A 1,569-nucleotide genomic window follows, 5' to 3' on the forward strand; every position below is an offset into this window, starting at 1 on the left:
GCGGGAACTGAGCCTGCGCCGCCGCTTCGAGCAGGCCGTGTCCGTCATCGACGCCCGCGCGGGCGCGGCCGGGCCGCTCGTCCTCGTCGGCTTCAGCATGAGCGGCCAGACGGTGGCCGATCTCGTCGGGCACTACGGGGACCGGGTGGCGGCTCTGGGACTGTGCGCGCCGGCGGTGTACGCGGCTCAGGCCTGGGACGTGCCGTTCGGTGCGGGTGACGGGCGGTTCAGCGAGATCATCCGGCGGCCCGGCAGCTGGCGGGAGTCGCCCGCGCTCGACGTCCTGCGGGGGTACGAGGGGCGGGCGGTGCTCGCGGTGCCGCGCACGGACGAGGTCATCCCGCCCGCCGTGACGGACGCCGTCTCGGAGGCGCTGGCCCGGCGCGCCCAGTTCACCCACTGGGAACTCCCCGACGCGGAGCACCGGTTGGGCCGGTGGTTCCGCGACCACCCCGGCGACCTGGGGGAGTTCGTCACCGCCGTCCTGACCGGGCTCGGCGACCGGGGCTGGACGGCGACCCGCGCGTGGGTGGCCAAGCAGCTCCCGGAGGGCCGTACGGTCGGCAAGTCCACGTTCCTCACCGGCGGTTGGAGCGCCCAGATGCGGCGGCTCACCCTCGACGACGGCACCGCACTCGCCCTGCGGACCTTCGTGAAGCCCTTCTTCCGGCGGCACGCCCCCGGGCTGCTGGCCCGCGAGGCGGACGTGCTCACGCTGCTGGCCGGGGAGGACGGTGTGCCGGCTCCCGAGCTGACCGGTGTGGACGCCACCGCCGAGCACTGTGACCACCCGTCCCTGCTGATGTCCGGGCTGCCGGGGCGGGTCCGGGTCGACGCGGAGGACCTCGACCGCCGGGTGGACCTGCTGGCGGCGCAGCTCGCCCGGATCCACCGGGTGGTTCCCGTGGAGCGGCCCCGTACGTATCAGGCGTGGGCCTCCCCGGAGCGGGTGCGGGCGCCGGCGGGTGCGATGTGGGAGCGGGCGGTGGACGTGATCCGCCGCGACCCGCCGCCGTACGAGGGGTGCTTCCTGCACCGGGACTACCACCCCGGGAACGTGCTGTTCACGGGCTCGGGAGACGGCTTGCGGATCAGTGGTGTCGTCGACTGGGTGGAGACCTCGTGGGGTCCCGCCGACCTGGACGTCGCCCACTGCTCGACCGCCCTGGCGCTGCTGTACGGCCCGGAGTACGGCCTCGGTTTCCGGGAGCACTACGCGGCGCACGGCGGCCACCGACTCGCCGACGGCCCGGACCACCTGTACTGGCGGCTGCTCGACGCCCTGGCCTACGTCCCCGACGCGGCGAAGCTGGCGGGTCCGTGGCGGGAGCTGGGCCGGACCGATCTGGCACCGGAGGTGCTGGGCGGGCGGCTGGAGGCGTACGTGGCGGGGCTGCTGGAGCGGTACGCCTGAGCCGGGCCGCCGACGGACGGTTGTCAGTGGCGTTCGCGAAGATGCAGGGGAAGTCGGACGGACACGACGAGTGGAGGCCGGTATGGGCGGGGCGCAGCGGTACATCGGGGTGGCTGAGCGGCGGGCCCGGCTCGCGCTGCGCCCCGCCCATACCG

Annotated in this window: 1 protein-coding gene; it reads left to right on the forward strand. The window is 75.0% G+C overall.

All coding sequences use genetic code 11. The features are described from left to right. Nucleotides 1–1,414 (forward strand): aminoglycoside phosphotransferase family protein (locus CCL05_RS35310; RefSeq protein ID WP_107400553.1); only part of this gene is annotated, 1,414 nt, incomplete at its 5' end. Nucleotides 1,415–1,569 lie beyond the last annotated feature (155 nt).

Source organism: Streptomyces africanus (assembly GCF_002150735.1).
Classification (GTDB): Bacteria; Actinomycetota; Actinomycetes; order Streptomycetales; family Streptomycetaceae; genus Streptomyces; species Streptomyces africanus.